We start from the raw sequence: 18,262 nt of genomic DNA, 5'->3' as shown, positions 1-18,262 counted from the left end.
GGTGGCAGGAGTGACGGGTTTTGATGGAGATAAAAAAGTTTTTGTAATTTAAATGGGAAAAAGAGGAGGGGATATAATCCAAAATGCCATTTTTCTCTGAGAGAAAAATGGCATTTTTGCTGAGCGTAAAAATTGATTTCCATTTTGGGACGCTTTCCTCGTGCGTGAGGCCAACAGGATGTTGGTCACAAAAGCGTTGCCACAGGACGTGGCGTTCTTAGCTTTTGTTCCTAGTCTCAAGCGTCACGCTATTCCCGCAGGAGTCGCCCTCCATTCCAATCAATTTTATAAAATATCTGTTTCTTAATAAGGATTTTCTCCTTATTTAATGAAATTTCTACTTCTGTCCCAACCTCTTTCCTTTTCTTTAAATTTAAACATTATATAATGCGCCATCTATCGTGAAAGAAGATGAACTTACATATGAAGCTTCATCAGAAAGTAAGAAAGCAATAACATTTGCTACTTCTTCCGGTTCACCATAGCGTTTCATCGGTACAGCATCATTGTATGCTGCTTGAGCTGCCTCTGCAGCGCCCGGCGCAACATTTGCTTCAATTTTACGCATCATTTGTGTATTGATCACACCTGGATTTACCGTATTTACACGAACATTATACGCTGCTGCTTCTAAAGCGGCTACCTTATTAAGACCCATTACTGCATGTTTAGATGAATTATATAGTGCCATACTTGGAGAACCGATTAAGCCAGCTACTGATGAAGTATTAACAATAGAACCGGTTTTTTGTTCTTTCATTACCGGCAGTACATATTTAAGGCCGAAAAGAACACCTTTTACATTAATGCCATATACAAAGTCGAATTCTTTTTCTGTAATTTCTTCAAGGGGTTTTGCGGGGCCTTCTACACCAGCGTTATTCACAAAGCCGTCGATCCGGCCGAATTTCGAGATCGTTTGATCCACATAGTTTTTTACATTGTCTTCTTTTGACACATCGGCTTTTACAATTAAGCTGTTTTCATCTGTAAGTGAAAGTTCTGTTTGAACGGCTTTAATCGCATCTTCGTTTAGATCGACCAAGACAACTTTTGCTTTTTCATTAACCAGTTTTCTTACAACCTCTTTACCGATACCTCCTGCAGCACCTGTGACAATAATAATTTTGTTTTCAAATTTCATATTCTGCATCTCCTGTTTCTTTAAACTTATTGAATTGCCTATAGAAAGTATGGACTTTCTATTATTTCTCAACCGATTAAAAGAAATGAAATTATTGACAACTAAAATCATAATATGGTAAATTTATCTCGAAATAAAGATATTTTAATTTGAAGTAAATATACAAGGAAGAGGTAGCACAATATGAACTTTGAAGACTTAGTAAAATCTCGCCATTCCGCAATGAACTTTATAGAAACTGAACAAATGACAGAAGAAGATTTTAAAAATATATTTGAGCTGACAAAAATGGCTCCAAGCGCATACAACCTGCAGTTTACGAATTACCTGGTCATTACAGATCAAGAGAAGAAGGAAAGAGTAAAAGAATTAAGCTACAACCAATATAAAATCCATACAGCAAGCGGTGTTGTGATTGTTATGGGCAATAAGAACAGCATTGAAATGCCGGAAGTCGAAAGAATCTACAGTCCATTAAAAATGCTGAAGATGATGGATGAAGTGGAGTACGATATGACGATGGAATTGATTAAAGGGTATAGTGACGGCTTAAAAAACAATCCGCATGAATTGAATTTAGAATTAGTGCGCAATGCCGGTATTCACGCCATGCTCTTTATGCTGAGCGCCAAGCATTACGGATTCGATACATGTCCAATGCATGTCCATAATGTCGATGAACTAAGAAAAGAGTTCAATATTCCGGATCATTTAGAGCCGATTATGATGATTACGATTGGGAAAAGTGTTGATAAAGTACGTGCCCGTGGTTACCGTAAACCGGTCGGGGAATTTGTGAATTTCAATGGGTATTGATTAATAAAGTTTGGCGGCTGAACTCCATTTTGGATAATTCAGTCGCCTATTTTATATTGCCGAACTTCATTCATAGCAAGGATTTTTTCCTTCTATTAAATCTACATGAGGGCGTCCGATTGCATAGCCCTGAGCATAATGCACGCCAACTGATTGGATAAATTCATATTCCGATTTTGTTTCAATGCCTTCAGCAATTACCTTTGTCCCCGATTCAATCGCATAATTTAAAATGACCGTTAAAAGCTGCTGCTGTGCTTTATGCTGATCGATATTTTGAATTAGTGAGCGATCCAGTTTTATAAATTCTGGCTTTAAGTAAATTAATGTTTTTAAACTATTGTAGCCGGAACCGACATCATCCACCGCAATGCGATAGCCTTGTGACCGGTAGTGGGAAAGGACCCGTGCAAACTCTTCGAAGTCCCCGACAGCACTGCGCTCCGTCAATTCGAAAACGACCTGCTCAGGGGAAATATTCAATTTTTCCAGCAAAGCTCTCGTTTCACCGCTATGATAATTTTTATCGAGCAAAACATTCGGATGTATGTTGATAAACAACGTGAAATCCTTTTTCCTATTGTAATTGAGCCATTTTTTATGATAGCGCACGAGCGAAAGATTACGGCAAAAACACTCAAACAGAAATACTTTATCCGTTTGTCCAACAAATTCATAGAAAATATCGGCCGATTGGAAAAGCTTCAGTGCCATCGGACGATTCAATGCTTCAAAACCAAATGTCGTGTTGCTTTTCACATCATAAATAGGCTGGAAATATGTATTCATCGCTTCTTGTGCAATGATATTTTTCAATGCTATTGACTGGGATAGATGGCGGATCAATTTGCTCTTTAACAGAAACCGCTGCATCATTTCCTTGAAGTCGACCGGATAGTTCGGTTTTGAATTTACTAAAGTTTTCATGGAATGCTCCTACCTGAAGTTATTTATGATTCTTAATTGTAAACAGCAATTGTTTTGGCATTATAAAGGCGGTGTAAAGATTGGTTTTTCATTATAGGTAATGGGTACTTAAAATTAATGAACAGATAGTCCATTTTATAGGTGAATAATGCAGAACAGGTTGGTAGGAAAGTTCTGAATATGAACAATTGTTGAATATCTTCTATATAAAAGCGGTATATGTTGATATATTAATTAAAAATTAATGCAACTTTTACAAAAGGGGTGAAGAAGATATGAAGATTTCTAGCTTTGCATCAGGCTTTAGTTCAGAGTTAGATGAAAGAAGACGTTCCCAGCTTCGCAAAGAGGCAGGCGAAGTATATAAAAAGCATGCACAATATACGGATCCAAGTAAAAACCCGCTACTGAAGGTGCTTGAAAACCTTCTTTCCGGTAAAACAGAAAAAGATTTGTTGAAAAACGACAATGCCAATCAGGCAGAAAACCTTGCAGTGCCAACTGACATCACGTATTCACAAACACCAACACCGGATAATGTGCATCTAGCATCAGCTGTCCCTTCATCTCAAGATTTACTTACAGCAGCAAATGTTTCAACCTCCATTCCGCAAAAGCCGGCAAACACTCAAAAAGAACTTACAAAGCAAGAACAAGACGACGAAGCAATTCCGTTGTCGAACGAAAATCTTTCTTTTACAATACCGGAAAAGTTCCAACAAGATTTTGCACGTAATCCAGATGAGCAAACCGTATTTGGTCAAGAGTTGGAAAAGCGATTATTTCAGCGTTCCTTCAACATAGCTTCACAAAAATACAGCGCTCATATTGCAATGGTGAATAACGGTTACCGTTTGACAGAGGAATCGGTTTTTTCCCAAATTGCATGACAATAAGCCCGCTCATATGGAGTGGGTTTTTTTCATTTAAGTAAATTATAAAATTGCATTAAGCAGCACTTAGCAAATCATTCAGTGGTATAATATTTCCAAAGTTTAGAATATGGAGTGGTCTTTTTGGCGAAGAAGCAGGCAAAGACGAATGCAGTTCGTTTAATTGAGCAAAAAAAAATCGCATATGAAATTTTTGAATATACAATCAATGACGGGGAAGCGGTGGATGGATTGACTGTTGCCGGGAAAATTGGCCAGCCTGTCGAACATGTTTATAAAACATTGGTTGCCACTGCAGGAAAGGGCAATTATTTTGTTTTCGTTATCCCGGTCGATGCGGAACTGAATTTAAAGGCTGCCGCAAAAGTGGTAGGGCAAAAGAAAATTGAGATGCTGCCCGTAAAAGAGCTGCTTGGATTGACCGGTTATATTCGGGGAGGCTGCTCGCCAATCGGGATGAAAAAGCTGTTTCCAACAATTATTGAGGAAGCGGCGACTGCACTTGACTATATAATTGTCAGTGCCGGAAAAATCGGGATGCAGATTAAGCTTGCACCGGAAGATTTACAACAGGCAACGAACGGGCAATTTGCATCGATTGTCTCTTGATAGAAAGAAGGATTGTTGTGTCGAAAAAATTTAAGTGGCAATGGGGAAGTTTTTTTGTAGGAATGATGATCATGGCGCTTGGTATCACGATGACGATTAAAGGCAATGTTGTCGGTACCGCACCATGGGATGTTTTCCATATTGGTCTTTACAAGCAAATTGGGTTGACGATCGGTTCCTGGTCCATTTTAACGGGTCTGACGATTATTATCGGGACATCGATTTATTTAAAACGCATCCCGAAGCTTGCGACGTTTTTAAATATGCTGTTTATCGGTTCATTTATCGATTTGTTCAACTGGCTCCTGCCAGAGACAAGTATTTTTATACTGGAACTTACGTATTTTACAGCCGGCTTTTTTGTGATGAGCATTGGCTGCGCGCTGTATATTGCGGCAAGTCTTGGCGAAGGCCCGCGTGACACGATTATGATGATTATTGCGAGTAAAGGCTATTCTGTGAAAACAGGGCGGCTTGTTATGGAAGTATTTGCGACTGGTGCCGGCTGGCTGCTTGGTGGTCCTGTTGGTTTTGGGACAGTTATTTTAGCGCTCGGCACAGGTTATGTCATTCAGCCTTCACTGTTTTTCTTTAAAAGAAAGCTTGAGGAAATAATCGGAGAGCCGCTTACATAAAAAATTCCCCCTCTGTGCTAAAATATAGTGGAAATAGATATCGAAAGGATGAACGCGCATGTCAAACGTATTAAATACCTTTTTAGATGAAAACTTACTGGCACTACAAGCACAAGGTTTATACAACGAAATCGATCCGGTAGAAGGAGCAAACGGCCCGATTATCAAAGTTGGAGGCAAACAGCTTGTAAACCTGTCATCAAACAACTATTTAGGTTTGGCGACAAACGATGAGCTGAAAAAGATCGCTCAAGACACGATCGCTTCATACGGTGTCGGTGCTGGTGCTGTTCGTACAATTAACGGCACACTTGATCTACATGTAAAACTGGAAGAAACATTAGCAAAGTTTAAAGGTACAGAAGCAGCAATTAGCTATCAATCAGGCTTCAACTGTAATATGGCGGCAATTTCTGCTGTTATGGACAAAAATGATGCAATATTATCGGATGCTTTAAACCATGCTTCAATTATCGACGGCTGCCGTTTATCAAAAGCAAAAATTATTCCGTTTGCCCATGCGGATATGGATGATTTACGTGCAAAAGCAAAAGATGCAACAGAATCAGGCCTATACAATAAAGTAATGGTCATTACAGATGGCGTTTTCTCGATGGACGGCGATATTGCCAAGCTTCCGGAAATCGTGGAAATCGCAAAAGAATTTGATTTGATTACGTATGTAGACGATGCACACGGTTCAGGCGTTACAGGTAAAGGTGCCGGAACAGTGAAGCATTTCGGTCTGCAACACGATATCGACTTCCAAATCGGTACATTGTCAAAAGCAATCGGTGTTGTTGGCGGCTATGTGGCAGGGAAGAAAAATCTGATCGACTGGCTAAAAGTTCGATCTCGTCCGTTTTTATTCTCAACAGCATTACCACCAGGGGATGTTGCGGCTATTACGCGTGCTGTAGAGATGATTATGGAATCAACAGAGCTGCATGACAAGCTTTGGGAAAACGGTCAGTATTTAAAAGACGGCCTTGCAAAACTTGGCTTTAATATCGGTGAATCGGAAACACCGATTACACCATGTATTATCGGCGAAGAAAAGCTGACACAACAATTCTCGAAACGTTTACTCGAAGAAGGTGTGTACGCAAAAGCAATCGTGTTCCCGACAGTACCAAAAGGAACAGGCCGCGTGCGCAATATGCCAACAGCGGCACATACGAAAGAAATGCTCGATGAAGCATTAGCGATTTACGAAAAAGTAGGCCGCGAGTTAGAAGTAATTAAATAAACGATGTAAAGCTCAGCACTGTTTTTATGGTGCTGAGTTTTTTGTGATTTGAGGATTAAAAATGGAATTGAGGATTATTTAGTGCATGCTGAGGATTATAAAATAGAGACTGAGGATTAAATGAGAGCAAGTGAGGATTATTAAGTAATGGTTGAGGATTACTGAGTCAAAACTGAGGATTAAAACAAAAATGCGGCGAATAAAACACCGCATTTCCAATAGTTGAATCATACAATGAAAAGTTATTTCAAAACTGTCTCCACAAACAGACCAAGCTTTGCGACACGCTGTATTGCTTCGCGCAAACGATCTTCATCGACGAGCAGCCCGATCCGAATATAACCTTCACCGTATTCACCAAACCCATTACCGGCTGCAACGGCAATATCCGCTCTTTCCAGCAAAAAGTCGGCAAATAGCTCGCTTGTATATGGTGCAGGTACAGGGAGCCATGCGAAAAACGAGCCTTTCGGAGCTGTAATTTCCCAGCCGATTTTATGAGCCTCTTCAACGAGTACATTACGACGACGCTCATATAATGCACGGAGCTCCTGTACACAAGTTTGCTCCTCGTTCAGTGCAACGGCCGCTGCATGCTGAATAGCAGGGAACTGGCTGCAAAACAGATGGTCCTGAATAATATTGATCGCTTCAATCATTTTTGCATTACCGACAGCAAAGCCGATGCGCCAGCCTGCCATATTGTACGATTTTGACAATGTATAAAGCTCAATGCCGACTTCTTTTGCACCGGGTGCCTGCAGGAAGCTTGGCGGGCGCTCACCATCAAAGCCTAGTGCCCCGTAAGCGAAGTCATGGGCAACCGCAATGTTATTTTCTTTAGCTAACTGTACGGTCTGTTCAAAAAATTCATGCGTTGCGACACCGCCAGTCGGGTTGTTCGGATAGTTTAAATACATCAATTTTGCCCGTTGTTTAATATCTGCTGACAATGCTTCATAGTCTGGCAAAAAGTGATTTTCCTCTTGAAGCGGCATCGTATCAAACTTTACATCTGCAAGTGCGACACCGGATAAGTAATCCGGATAACCTGGATCTGGGAGGAGCATATAATCGCCAGGATTCAGGAGTCCAAGCGGAAGTTCGACTAAACCGATTTTTGTTCCGCCAAGGACAGCCACTTCTGTAGCAGGATCAATATCGACATTATATTCACGTTTGTAAAAATCTGCAGCCGCTTGCTTGAGCTCTTCAATACCGCGGAATGGGGAATATTTATGTGTTTGCGGGTCGTTTGCCGCAATTTGCAGTGCTTCAACAATATGTGCCGGTGTCGGCTGGTCCGGATTTCCCTGACCTAAATTAATGACATCGCGCCCTTCAGCAAGCGCTTCATTTACTTTGTTTACAAGTGCTGCGAAAAACTGTTGTGGTAACTGTTGCAGCTTTTTCGAGAATTCAATCATTTTTTATCACCTCTGAAAAATAGTAAGGTTAATGTTAGTCTAAAACTTCACTGAAGTAAAGCGAAGATTTTGACAACTTGAAGTGAGATGTTACAATGAGTACGAATAAGCGAAAATTGATTCTCACGGAATTTTTAAGGCGGTGGCAGTTATGAAAATTGGTTGTATTCAGTTGAATGTTGGTTTTGGCAAGGTAGATGAAAACTATGAACGCGCGGAGAAATTTATTCGCGAAGCGGTAGCAGGCGGTGCTGAAATTGTCGTATTGCCGGAAATGTGGAATACGGGCTATGCGCTCGAAAAACTGGAAGAGCTGGCAGACGAAAATGGTGAACGTACAAAAGCATTTTTAAGCAGTCTTTCAAAAGAATTGGCGGTACATATTGTAGGCGGATCGGTATCGGTGAAGCGTGATGATAAGTTTTACAATACAATGTACACGTATAATCGCGATGGCGAACTAGTCGGCGAGTACAGTAAAGTGCATTTGTTCCGCTTAATGGATGAGCATCTGTATTTGGAATCAGGCAGTGATATGAACCGTTTCGCATTAGGCGAGCTCGAAGCAGGCGGAGCAATTTGCTATGATATTCGCTTCCCGGAATGGCTGCGTTCTCATGCATTGGATGGTGCCAAGGTGCTGTTCGTACCAGCGCAATGGCCGACACCACGTATTGATCACTGGAAAATTTTACTGCAGGCGCGAGCAATTGAAAACCAGTGCTTCGTCGTTGCGGTAAATCGTATTGCCCGTAAAGTGGAAAACTTTAATGGTCAGTCAATGATTATCGGGCCATGGGGTGAGGTACTTTGGACAGGTGCAGACGATGAGGAGCTGGCGATTATTGACGTTGATTTTTCAACGGTCGATGAAGTGCGCGGCCGCATCCCTGTATACGAAGATCGCCGTCCAGGTCTTTATGAAAAAGTAATAAAAGAATAAATTTTAGAAGCGTACTGGATAATGCCAGTGCGCTTTTTTGCATTAAGCAGCAAAATAACTCTTTCATACCGGAAAAAAATCCCTAACAACCAAAACAACCACTACTTTCCACTTGCCATCTCACACGTCTCATTTTAATATAAGAACAAACGTTCGATATAAGGAGATGAGCTTTATGTATGAAAATGCGCCGGAACGTTCGATTATTTGTATTGATATGCGCAGTTTTTATGCAAGCTGTATTGCATCGGTTGAAAATTTAAATGTAATGGAAGTCCCGATTGCGATTGTCGGAAATTTTCAGCAAAAGGGAAGTGTTGTGCTTGCAGCGTCCCCTCCGATGAAAAAGCGCTTTAATATTCGCACAGGTTCGCGATTATACGAAATCCCGCCACATCCGGATATTCGCCTTTTTGAGCCGCGGATGTCGTTATTTATTCGCATATCAATGGAAATTACACGTCTGTTCAATGAGTTCGTTCCAAAAGAGGCCATTCATGTATATAGCGTCGACGAGAGTTTTATCGATTTAACCGGAACAGAAAAGTTATGGGGACCGCCCGAAGAAACGGCAAAATACATTCAGCAGCTCGTTTACAATCAATTTGAAATTCCCTGTGCAGTCGGTTTTGGCCCAAATATGCTGATGGCAAAACTGGCGCTCGACATCGAAGCAAAAAAGACGGGATTTGCGAAATGGACATATAATGATGTACCGGAAAAACTGTGGCCGATCATGCCGCTATCTACAATGTGGGGCATCGGTAGCCGAACGGAAAGAACGCTGAACCATATGGGGATTTACTCTGTCTATGATTTGGCGCATGCCGATTTAGCGTTACTTGAAAAGCGCTTCGGTGTTCTGGGCAACCAGCTTTATTACCACGCATGGGGAATCGATCATTCGACAGTCGGAGCACCGATTATGCAAGGGCAGATCAGCTTCGGGAAAGGCCAAATGCTTATGCGCGATTATCGCAGCCGAAATGAAATTTTAGTCGTATTGCTGGAAATGTGTGAAGACGTGGCAAGGCGGGCGCGGGAAGCGAAAAAAATCGGGCGGACGATTTCATTAGGGCTTAGCTACAGTAAAGATGCCTTCGGAGGCGGATTTCATCGTTCCCGCACAATCGATGAGCCGACAAACGATACAATGAAAATTTTCGAAGTGTGCAAGCAGCTGCTCGACGAATTTTATGCAGAACGACCGGCGCGCAAAGTTACGATTACATTAAGCAATATTGAAAGTGAATATTCGATGCAGCTCAGTCTGTTTGATGAGATGAGGTGGCGCAACCGCAAGCTCGGAGAAACGATGGACCGTTTACGTACAAAATACGGAACAACAGCGATTTTGCGTGCTGTTTCCTATACGGAAGCAGGTACTGCACTGACACGGGCTAAATTAGTAGGCGGGCATAAACAATAAGGAGTGAAGGCGATGAACAAAGATAGAGGAGCAATTAAATGGAACGCAATGATGCTGCCGGAGCATGTCCAACTATTGCGTGAATGGCAGGAAGAGGACACAATTGTTACCCAACCCCAACTCGACGAAGCCCAGTTAGAACAAATTAACATCAATCTGCAGCGAGCCTACACAGAGCATTGCCCGATCCAACTAAAAGTATGGGAGCAAACAGGCCTTTATACAGTTTCCGGAGCAATTCAAAAAATCAACATCCACGAACAATACGTCAAGCTGGCAAACAGCGAAAGAATTCAGTTCCACCATATTTATGAAGCGCTCTTAGATGAGTAGACTTTCAGGAGAATTTAATTTCTCTCAATTTTACAACGAGAACCACCCATATAAAAGCAATTTCACTATTCGAATATTTCACACGTACAAATGTATTGCTGAAAAAGAATATTTTTTTAAATATTGTTTTTTAGAAAAGAACACCATATAATGAATTTCATGAAAATGTTTGAACATCAAGTTTTACGGATGGTTCTATGTATTTTCCACAAGGACATTTGTTTTAATAGATGAGAAATAATAGACGGTATATTCAGCGGTAACAGGCTGAAAATTGTCTTTTAAAGGATAGGGAGGCTTCAGCGTGAAGAAAATTATGGTGACCGGTGCTTTGGGTCAAATTGGTTCGGAATTAGTAGAGAAATTACGTCATACGTATGGCACAGATAATGTATTGGCAACAGATATTCGAAAGATTGATCAGCATGAAGGTCCATTTGAAGTATTGGATGTAACAGATGGGAAACGCATGCACACACTTGCCCATGATTTTGGTGCAGACACGATGATACACATGGCTGCATTACTCTCGGCAACAGCAGAAAAAAATCCAGTTTTCGCCTGGAATTTAAATATGGGCGGTTTAATGAATGCACTTGAAGTGGCGCGTGAACTTGATATGCAGTTTTTTACGCCAAGCTCAATCGGCGCATTTGGTCCTTCTACGCCAAAGGACAATACACCACAAGATACACTGCAACGTCCAACAACGATGTACGGTGTCAATAAAGTAGCAGGCGAATTGTTATGCGACTACTACTACACACGCTTTGGGCTGGATACACGGGGTGTCCGTTTCCCGGGGCTGATTTCGTATGTGACGCCACCTGGTGGAGGAACGACGGACTATGCGGTAGATATTTATTATAAAGCAATCTTGGAAGGACGCTACACATCGTATATTGCGGAAGGTACGTATATGGATATGATGTATATGCCGGATGCACTGCAGGCTATTGTTGATTTAATGGAAGCAGACCCTGCAAAGCTTGTGCACCGCAATGCATTTAATATTTCGGCGATGAGCTTTGAGCCGTCACAAATTGCAGCCGAAATTAAAAAGCATATTCCAAGCTTCACAATGGGTTATGATGTCGATCCGATCCGTCAGGCAATTGCGGACAGCTGGCCAAATGCAATCGACTCATCGGCAGCGATTGAAGAATGGGGCTTCAAAGCTAACTACGATCTGGAAAAAATGACGCTCGATATGCTGGAAAAACTAAAAGTACGATTAGCACAAAACGCGATTTAACTTATAGAAGCGAGTGAAACTGTTGAAAAGCAGTTCACTCGCTTTTTTATATAGGTGCCTGTGGAAAGCCTCGATGTGGGAGACCCTAAAAGCAAAATTCTGTAATATTCGTTTCTCTAGTAAAATGAAATCGCTGCATTATTGACGAAATATTTTCATTTTTCAGTATATTATATTAAAATGATATTGTGGGAGAAATTAGGAGGCGTTTTATTGGTAATGGGGATTGCCGGTAAAGATAGTGCCTCATAAAAGGGGGAAATATATAATGATGATGCAAACACCACTCGTTCTAACAGATATGGTCAAGCGTGCAGAAACGTATTATGCACACAAAGAAATTATTTCACGTACAAGTGAAAAGAAGGTTCATCGCCTTACATACGGGCAATGGGTAAAGCGTACAAGAAAGCTAGCGCACTCATTAACAAAGCTGGGCATGGAGCGCGGTGATAAAATCGCGTCATTTGCCTGGAATCAGCATCGCCATTTAGAAGCGTATTTTGCGGTTCCATGCGCAGGTGCAATTTTGCATATGGTCAATATTCGCCTGTCACCGGAACATATTGCGTACATTATTAATCATGCGGGAGATAAAATAATTTTAATAGATGAAGATTTAGTGCCGCTCATTGAGGAAGTACAATCGGAATTGAAAACAATCGAGCATTACATCATTATGGCGGATGGGGAATTGCCGGAAACGACTTTGCCGAATGTACTGTCATATGAAGCATTGCTGGAAGAAGCAGATGAAAACTTTGCATTCCCGGAAGATTTGGATGAAAATGCGCCGGCAAGCATGTGCTATACAAGTGCGACAACAGGGAATCCAAAAGGGGTTGTGTATACACATCGTTCGCTCGTGCTGCACTCCATGTCGATTTCAATGGTGGATACGATGGCAATTTCAGAACGTGACACGATTTTACCGATTGTTCCAATGTTCCATGTCAACGCTTGGGGAATGCCGTTTGCAGCAGTGAATGTAGGGGCTACGCAAGTATTGATCGGCCCTCAATTTACCCCGGCCCTAATATTGGATTTCATTGAGCAGTACAATGTAACGAAAACGGCGGGTGTACCGACAATCTGGCTTGGCGCATTGCAGGAACAGGAAAAAAGAGCCCGTGATTTATCCACATTACAGGAAATTTTCTGTGGAGGATCGGCTTCACCAAAAGGCCTTATTAAAAAGTACGAAGAAATGGGCATCAACTATATTGTGGTATACGGCATGACGGAAACTTCACCGATTGTTTCGATGTCACGTGATATGTCACATATGAATGAATGGTCATTGGATGAAAAAATTGAAACAGGCGCAATGCAAGGCTTAACGGTTCCAGGAATTGAATCAAGCATCGTCAATGAAAACGGTGAAGTGCCTTGGGACGGAGAAACAATGGGCGAGCTGCGTCTGCGTGGTCCATGGATTGCGGCGGAATATTATAAAGATGAACGTACAGCGGAAGCCTTTTCTGATGGATGGCTGTATACAGGGGATATCGCGGTTCGTTCAAAAGAGGGATTCATTAAAATAACAGACCGAACGAAAGATTTAATCAAATCCGGTGGTGAGTGGATCTCATCCGTTGATTTGGAAAATGCGCTTATGTCGCATGAAGCGGTATTTGAAGCGGCGGTCATTGCTATTCCACACGCGAAATGGCAAGAGCGTCCGTTGGCATGTGTTGTCTTGAAAGAGGGGACCAATGCAACAAAAGAGGAACTTATAGCATTTTTAGGAGGCCAATTTGCAAAATGGTGGCTGCCGGATGATATCGTCTTCCTAACGGAAATTCCGAAAACTTCTGTCGGGAAGTTCTTAAAGGCGAAGTTACGTGAAAATGTGAATGAAATTTATCCACAGCTTCAACTGTAATTTGAAATGATGGGAACGCTCTGAATTGCCGGGCGTTCCTTTTTTATATTTTTACTAGAATAAAAAGGGAAGGTGTGCAAAAATAATGGCAAGTTGATTTCAATTAAAGAAGGTGCGCAAATTGCGAATTTTAGTAGCAGACGATGATCATACATTGTGTGATAACATCGCGAAAATATTGAAGCTCGATTTTTATGCGGTTGATTCCGTGTTTGATGGGGCAGAAGCGAAGGATTTAATCGATTACTATCAATACGATCTGCTCGTGCTCGACTGGATGATGCCGGAAGCTTTAGGAATTGAAGTGTGCCGGTATGCACGGAGCAAAGGGTTTGATGGCGGAATTTTAATGCTGACGGCAAAAGATGCAACGGAAGACATTATCGAAGGATTGGATAATGGCGCGGATGACTATATGGTGAAGCCATTTAAAATGGAGGAGCTTCGCGCAAGAGTCCGGGCACTGTTGCGTCGGAAAAACAAAATGGTGGAAGAGGAAGTCAGCGTAGGTTCGCTGAAGCTTAATAAAAACAAGCGGACCGTTTTTATTGAGAATTTCGAAGCAAGCCTGACGAAAAATGAATTTCTGCTGCTCGAATATTTAATTGAAAACAGAGGACAAGTACTGACACATGAACAGATGATCGACTATATTTGGGACATTGACGATAATGCCAATACAAATACGCTGGCAGCGCTCATCCGTCTAGTACGCAAGAAAATAGATATGGAAGATGAGCCATCCTATATTCAAAGCATTCGCGGACTTGGCTATAAATTGAGGGACAGCGATGTTTAGAAAAATAAAAATGCGCCTCACATGGATGAATGCCATCAGCTATTTTGTTTTTCTCGTGCTGTTTTTAACTGTTTTCTATATATCCTTTGCGCAAATTTTGAACAAAGTACAGGAAAATATGGTTGAAAGCTATGCGGCTAACAATATCGATAAGTTTTTCAATATTTATAACGGACCACCGAAGCCTCCTCAGCGTTTTGAACTTGAAGTCGATCAAGTGAGCTTCTTTTATGTCGTTAACCGTGATCTGGAGATTTTGTACGGAGAAGAGCTGCATGCCGGATTCAATGAAGTATTGCAGGGAAATTTAACGCCGGTAGAAACGAAACAGTTTAAACGATATGACTACGAAGGCGAAACATTGCTCGTCATGACACAGGCTGTGCGCATGAAAGGGGAGACATTAGGCTATATCGCAGTTGGCCAAGATGTCACGACATATGAAGAACTGTTACAAAACGTGCTTATTTTACTTATCATGCTGCTGACTGTTTCAAGTATCGGCATCGGGATATTAAGTTATTTCCTAGTGAAAAAATCGATGGCACCAATTCAGACATCGTATGAGCAACAGCGCCAATTCGTAGCAAATGCTTCTCACGAGCTCCGGACACCGCTTGCCGTACTGTACAGCTCGCTGGAATTATTCGAAGCGCAGATGAAGCAAAAGGAAACCGATTATCCAACAGATACGATGGATGATATGAAAAATGAAGCGAATTATATGAATGACATGCTTTCAAGTTTGCTTACGTTAACACGTTCGGATCAAAATCAAATTCAGTTGACAATCAGTGAAGTGGATTTATCGAAAGTACTCATTCAGCGAACACGCCGCTTTGCCAAAACGGTGCAGCATCTATCATTTCAGCTCGATATTGAAGAGGATTTGACGATTGAAGCGGATAAAATATTGGTAGAGGAACTGCTTTATATTTTATTGAAAAATGCAGTGACCTATACAACGGAAGGTACGGTTCATGTTCGCGCATATAAGGAAACAAGCTTCGTGAAAATCGAAGTGGCAGATACCGGTATCGGCATTGCGGCGGAAGATTTGCCTCATATTTTCGAAAGGTTTTACCGGGCAGATAAAATACGCAATAAATCAGGAACGGGGCTCGGACTTGCCATCGCAAAAGTCATTACTGATTTGCATGGCGGGCAAATTACAGTAAAAAGCGAGCTAGGCGAAGGGACAGCATTTACTGTTGAATTGCCGATTGTTCAAAAATAGGCGAGGAGTCTTATTAAAAAGTCTTCCGCAACAAAACAAAATACATGAATCAAAAAACTCAACTTTTCTCTCTGGAGGAAAATTGAGTTTTTTTATTTATCCGGACTATTTTTTCATTTTCATTTCATTTTTCCTCTGTATTGTAACGTTTGTAAGGAGGAATGACTTTGAAAGTGCGTACAAGATGGCTAGTTGTGCCAATTATTTTAACGGTTGCCGTCGTGATAGCTGCAGTTTATGGGCTGAAGTATTTTAACGTAGAAAAATCAACAGCAGGCTATGACTATAAAGAGCAGTTATTTAAGGAAGATGAACTCGCAGTTGTAGAAATAACGGTGAGTGACAGCAACTGGAATAAAATTTTGGACAATCCAACTGCCGAGGAATATGTGGAAGCAAAAGTAACGATTAACGGTGAAGCATATGACAATGTAGGTGTTCGTGCAAAAGGGAACTCCTCATTATCAAGTGTGGCGAACAGCGATTCAGAGCGTTACAGTCTAAAAGTGGATTTTGCTCAATATGATACGAACCAGACGTTTTACGGTTTGGAGAAAATCAATTTAAACAATAACTTTTCAGATACAACACAAATGAAGGAATTTGTCTCATACGAACTGATGGAACAACTGTGGATCGTGACACCAGCACACTCTTATGTAAAAGTGCTTGTGAATGGTGAATATTACGGACTGATGCTTGCCGTTGAAGAAATTGGAGAAGCCTTTGCGAAAACAAATTTCGGATCGACAGAAGGGTTTATTTTTAAACCAGAAGGCGATGGCAGTGATTTAGCCTATAAATCGGATGATACAGATGATTACGCCGGAATTTTTGATGAAGTAAAAATGAACAAAAAAACGGCTGAAAAAAATTCGAATATTATCAACATGATGAAAGAAATTAGCGAGGGTGACACCTCTTCGGTAAATATTGACGAGGCAGCACGCTATTTCGCATTAAATACGGCGCTTGTCAGCATGGACAGTTATCAAGGCTCATTCAAGCATAACTACTATTTATATGAAGATGAAAATGGACAATTCTCGGTTATTCCATGGGATTATAACATGTCATTCGGTGGATTTGGCGGTGGGGGCGGTCGTCCGGACGGGCAAGTCAATGCCGATACCGGGCAAAATAACGAAGCACAAACAGAAGAACCCACAAACAATCCGCCACAGATAAACGGTGGTATGGGAGGTGGCGGTATGATGCTTAACGAAACGATCATAACCGACTCCAATATTAATTTCAGTATTACGGAGCCTGTATCGGGAACAACCGTTGATGCACGTCCATTATTGAAAATTATTTTAGAGAACGAAGAAGCGCGGGCTTTATATGACGGTTATTTAGAAAAAATAGCGGCTGAAATTTTAACAGAACAAAATGTACTTGCGATTACAACTAAATTACAAGATTTGCTGCAGGAAGCAGTAGAAGAGGATCCATCCAAATTTGCAACGACAGAGCAATTCCTGGCAGGAGTGAGCGATGAACAAAGCTTGCCAGAATTTGCAAAACAGCGCAGCGAATCGATTCTAAAGCAACTTGCCGGTGAAATTGAAGGTGTATCAGGTGCAGGATCAGGATTTGGCGGGGCCCCGGGCGGTGAAATGAATGGCGAAATGTCTGAAATGAACGGCCAAGCCCTACCGGATTTCGGGAACAATGGGCAAGGGAATGCCAATCAAGGGAGCGGTAATCGTCCACAAATAAATGGACAGCTACCCGCGAATGGAGAAAATGGAGCACAAGGCGGCCCACCGGAAATGAACGGTGAGATGCCAAACTTCGAGAACATGCCCCAAATGAATGGTATGCCAGGGCAGCAACATACAAACGACGCGGCAACAGGCAGTTCAAAACAAACGATCATCATATTGGCAGCTTCCTTTGCAGCAGTCATTATCGCAATCGGTGCTGTTGTAATCCTAAGCAGAAGAAAATATAAAAAGGGGTGAGCATGGTGCGAAAACAAACATCCTATAATCCAAATGGCCGCAGTGAAATGAAATTTGGGATTACGTATATAGACTATCAAATTTTAAAAATGAAGCTGCGTCATATGATGAAGCTCGATCCGCATGCAAATGCAAACGGGCGTTATCTCATCCGTTCCTGTTATTTCGACAACTTCGACAATAAGGTAATGAACGAAAAGAAGGAAGGCTTTTTAAACCGGGATAAATACCGGGTGCGAATATACAACAAAAGCGATGCGGTTATTCATCTTGAGCGCAAATCGAAGCGCAATAACCAGACATACAAATCTAAATGTCCACTGACAAAAAAAGAATTTGAGCAATTGCGTGTAAATGATTTCGAATGGATGAAAGATGATGAGCGTTCATTAATCCGAGATTTGTACAAAGACATCAGACTCTATCACCTGAAACCAACGACCGTTGTCGACTATGAACGTGAAGCCTACTTGTATGAGCATGGCAATGTGCGTATAACATTCGATTGCAAAGTACAGACAAGCTTGCGCAATACCGATATGTTCGACAAAAACTTACCAATGGTCGATGTACTTGATCAAAATGAAGTCATTTTGGAAGTGAAGTATGACGAGTACTTGCCGGCAATTATTAAAATGTTGCTGCAAGGCATTCATACGCGCCATGAAGCGTACTCAAAATATCAGTTAAGCCGCATGTTCGGCTAAATATAGG

Annotated in this window: 17 protein-coding genes; 14 read left to right on the top strand and 3 right to left on the bottom strand. The window is 41.5% G+C overall.

Going from position 1 to position 18,262, the window contains the following annotated elements; genetic code table 11:
- Window positions 1–373: 373 nt before the first annotated feature.
- Entirely contained in the window at window positions 374–1,144 is a 771-nt protein-coding gene (locus CBM15_RS03385; protein ID WP_087615731.1) for an SDR family NAD(P)-dependent oxidoreductase, read from the bottom strand.
- A 183-nt stretch (window positions 1,145–1,327) separates the two neighbouring features.
- Here CBM15_RS03385 and CBM15_RS03380 point away from each other — a divergent pair, with 183 nt between their 5' ends.
- Entirely contained in the window at window positions 1,328–1,960 is a 633-nt protein-coding gene (locus CBM15_RS03380) for a nitroreductase family protein (protein WP_014824789.1), read from the top strand.
- Window positions 1,961–2,026: 66 nt separating this feature from the next.
- On the opposite strand, the gene CBM15_RS03375 is transcribed toward CBM15_RS03380, so the two are convergent.
- Window positions 2,027–2,887: an EAL domain-containing protein gene (locus CBM15_RS03375; protein ID WP_087615730.1), complete on the bottom strand. Its 861-nt coding sequence runs from the start codon at window positions 2,885–2,887 to the stop codon at window positions 2,027–2,029.
- A 275-nt stretch (window positions 2,888–3,162) separates the two neighbouring features.
- On the opposite strand from CBM15_RS03375, the gene CBM15_RS03370 reads away from it, so the two are divergent.
- From CBM15_RS03370 to CBM15_RS03355, 4 genes are all read left to right on the top strand, one after another.
- Window positions 3,163–3,777, top strand: a complete 615-nt coding sequence (locus CBM15_RS03370) for a hypothetical protein (RefSeq protein ID WP_087615729.1) — start codon at window positions 3,163–3,165, stop codon at window positions 3,775–3,777.
- Between the two features lie 126 nt (window positions 3,778–3,903).
- The gene (gene ybaK, locus CBM15_RS03365; RefSeq protein WP_087615728.1) at window positions 3,904–4,389 is read left to right on the top strand and encodes a Cys-tRNA(Pro) deacylase; all 486 of its coding nucleotides are present in this window, start codon (window positions 3,904–3,906) and stop codon (window positions 4,387–4,389) included.
- A 17-nt stretch (window positions 4,390–4,406) separates the two neighbouring features.
- The gene (locus tag CBM15_RS03360; protein ID WP_087615727.1) at window positions 4,407–5,024 is read left to right on the top strand and encodes a YczE/YyaS/YitT family protein; all 618 of its coding nucleotides are present in this window, start codon (window positions 4,407–4,409) and stop codon (window positions 5,022–5,024) included.
- A gap of 58 nt (window positions 5,025–5,082) precedes the next feature.
- Window positions 5,083–6,273 carry a glycine C-acetyltransferase gene (locus tag CBM15_RS03355; protein WP_087615726.1) on the top strand — a complete coding sequence of 397 codons (1,191 nt, stop codon included), beginning with the start codon at window positions 5,083–5,085 and terminating at the stop codon, window positions 6,271–6,273.
- 242 nt (window positions 6,274–6,515) lie between these two features.
- On the opposite strand, the gene CBM15_RS03350 is transcribed toward CBM15_RS03355, so the two are convergent.
- Window positions 6,516–7,700, bottom strand: a complete 1,185-nt coding sequence (locus CBM15_RS03350; protein ID WP_087615725.1) for a pyridoxal phosphate-dependent aminotransferase — start codon at window positions 7,698–7,700, stop codon at window positions 6,516–6,518.
- A 151-nt stretch (window positions 7,701–7,851) separates the two neighbouring features.
- Between CBM15_RS03350 and CBM15_RS03345 the strand changes: the two genes are divergently transcribed.
- From CBM15_RS03345 to CBM15_RS03305, 9 genes are all read left to right on the top strand, one after another.
- Window positions 7,852–8,643 (top strand): carbon-nitrogen family hydrolase, encoded by a 792-nt coding sequence (locus tag CBM15_RS03345; protein WP_087615724.1) that lies wholly within the window; start codon window positions 7,852–7,854, stop codon window positions 8,641–8,643.
- Window positions 8,644–8,818: 175 nt separating this feature from the next.
- Window positions 8,819–10,072: a Y-family DNA polymerase gene (locus tag CBM15_RS03340; RefSeq protein WP_087615723.1), complete on the top strand. Its 1,254-nt coding sequence runs from the start codon at window positions 8,819–8,821 to the stop codon at window positions 10,070–10,072.
- Window positions 10,073–10,084: 12 nt separating this feature from the next.
- Window positions 10,085–10,405 (top strand): YolD-like family protein, encoded by a 321-nt coding sequence (locus CBM15_RS03335; protein WP_087615722.1) that lies wholly within the window; start codon window positions 10,085–10,087, stop codon window positions 10,403–10,405.
- Between the two features lie 304 nt (window positions 10,406–10,709).
- Window positions 10,710–11,660, top strand: coding sequence for an L-threonine 3-dehydrogenase (locus CBM15_RS03330; protein WP_087615721.1), 951 nt, complete (start codon window positions 10,710–10,712; stop codon window positions 11,658–11,660).
- Window positions 11,661–11,931: 271 nt separating this feature from the next.
- Window positions 11,932–13,545, top strand: a complete 1,614-nt coding sequence (locus tag CBM15_RS03325) for a long-chain fatty acid--CoA ligase (protein WP_193433752.1) — start codon at window positions 11,932–11,934, stop codon at window positions 13,543–13,545.
- Between the two features lie 121 nt (window positions 13,546–13,666).
- Window positions 13,667–14,344 carry a response regulator transcription factor gene (locus CBM15_RS03320; protein ID WP_087615719.1) on the top strand — a complete coding sequence of 226 codons (678 nt, stop codon included), beginning with the start codon at window positions 13,667–13,669 and terminating at the stop codon, window positions 14,342–14,344.
- Window positions 14,337–15,581 carry a sensor histidine kinase gene (locus tag CBM15_RS03315; RefSeq protein WP_087615718.1) on the top strand — a complete coding sequence of 415 codons (1,245 nt, stop codon included), beginning with the start codon at window positions 14,337–14,339 and terminating at the stop codon, window positions 15,579–15,581. The genes CBM15_RS03320 and CBM15_RS03315 overlap by 8 nt, the downstream gene beginning before the upstream one ends.
- A gap of 173 nt (window positions 15,582–15,754) precedes the next feature.
- Window positions 15,755–17,548, top strand: coding sequence for a CotH kinase family protein (locus CBM15_RS03310; protein WP_239835808.1), 1,794 nt, complete (start codon window positions 15,755–15,757; stop codon window positions 17,546–17,548).
- 2 nt (window positions 17,549–17,550) lie between these two features.
- On the top strand, window positions 17,551–18,255 hold the full coding sequence (locus tag CBM15_RS03305) for a polyphosphate polymerase domain-containing protein (protein ID WP_193433744.1): 705 nt from the start codon (window positions 17,551–17,553) through the stop codon (window positions 18,253–18,255).
- The last annotated feature ends 7 nt before the right edge of the window (window positions 18,256–18,262 follow it).

The organism is Solibacillus kalamii (genome assembly GCF_002174535.1).
In the GTDB taxonomy this organism is placed as follows: Bacteria; Bacillota; Bacilli; order Bacillales_A; family Planococcaceae; genus Solibacillus; species Solibacillus silvestris.
The sequence above is the reverse complement of the archived record's forward strand: the minus strand, read 5'-3'. Positions and strand labels throughout refer to the sequence as shown.

Coding starts and splice junctions, on each gene's coding strand:
- CBM15_RS03370 (WP_087615729.1), top strand. CDS start 3,163: ATGAAGATTTCTAGCTTTGCATCAGGCTTTAGTTCAGAGTTAGATGAA.
- CBM15_RS03305 (WP_193433744.1), top strand. CDS start 17,551: ATGGTGCGAAAACAAACATCCTATAATCCAAATGGCCGCAGTGAAATG.
- CBM15_RS03350 (WP_087615725.1), bottom strand. CDS start 7,700: ATGATTGAATTCTCGAAAAAGCTGCAACAGTTACCACAACAGTTTTTC.
- CBM15_RS03340 (WP_087615723.1), top strand. CDS start 8,819: ATGTATGAAAATGCGCCGGAACGTTCGATTATTTGTATTGATATGCGC.
- CBM15_RS03375 (WP_087615730.1), bottom strand. CDS start 2,887: ATGAAAACTTTAGTAAATTCAAAACCGAACTATCCGGTCGACTTCAAG.
- CBM15_RS03315 (WP_087615718.1), top strand. CDS start 14,337: ATGTTTAGAAAAATAAAAATGCGCCTCACATGGATGAATGCCATCAGC.
- CBM15_RS03345 (WP_087615724.1), top strand. CDS start 7,852: ATGAAAATTGGTTGTATTCAGTTGAATGTTGGTTTTGGCAAGGTAGAT.
- CBM15_RS03380 (WP_014824789.1), top strand. CDS start 1,328: ATGAACTTTGAAGACTTAGTAAAATCTCGCCATTCCGCAATGAACTTT.
- CBM15_RS03355 (WP_087615726.1), top strand. CDS start 5,083: ATGTCAAACGTATTAAATACCTTTTTAGATGAAAACTTACTGGCACTA.
- CBM15_RS03385 (WP_087615731.1), bottom strand. CDS start 1,144: ATGAAATTTGAAAACAAAATTATTATTGTCACAGGTGCTGCAGGAGGT.
- CBM15_RS03335 (WP_087615722.1), top strand. CDS start 10,085: ATGAACAAAGATAGAGGAGCAATTAAATGGAACGCAATGATGCTGCCG.
- CBM15_RS03325 (WP_193433752.1), top strand. CDS start 11,932: ATGATGCAAACACCACTCGTTCTAACAGATATGGTCAAGCGTGCAGAA.